The 301-nt window shown below is 72.4% G+C and carries 1 protein-coding gene; it reads right to left on the bottom strand.

The genetic code is table 11. The annotated features are described in order from the left end of the window. The coding region (locus FS767_RS22010; protein ID WP_144968216.1) for an aromatic amino acid lyase at positions 1-301 on the bottom strand (301 nt) is incomplete at both ends.

Raw genomic sequence — 301 nt, 5'->3', positions numbered from 1 at the left:
AGGAAGGCGGTGAGGCGTTCGAGCAATTCGACGCGCACCCCGGAAACCCCCTGGCACAGCGACTGCAGCCGCGCCGCCAGCACCGCGCGGGTCGCCGCCGGATCCAGGTGGCGCCCTAGGCCGCAGCCGTGGAAGGTATAGAGCTGGCGTGGCAACGCCTCGACCTGGGCGAGGGGCACGGCGACCACGCAGGAGTCGCCATAGCCGGTGGTGATGCCGTAGACCGAGCCCTCGCGGGCCAGCAGCGACTCGACGAAGCGCGCGCCGCGGGCGATGCCGTCGCGAAAGGCCGCGTCGTCCT

Source organism: Pseudomonas sp. DE0010, from assembly GCF_007680745.1.
GTDB lineage: Bacteria > Pseudomonadota > Gammaproteobacteria > Pseudomonadales > Pseudomonadaceae > Aquipseudomonas > Aquipseudomonas parafulva_B.
The sequence above is the reverse complement of the archived record's forward strand: the minus strand, read 5'-3'. Positions and strand labels throughout refer to the sequence as shown.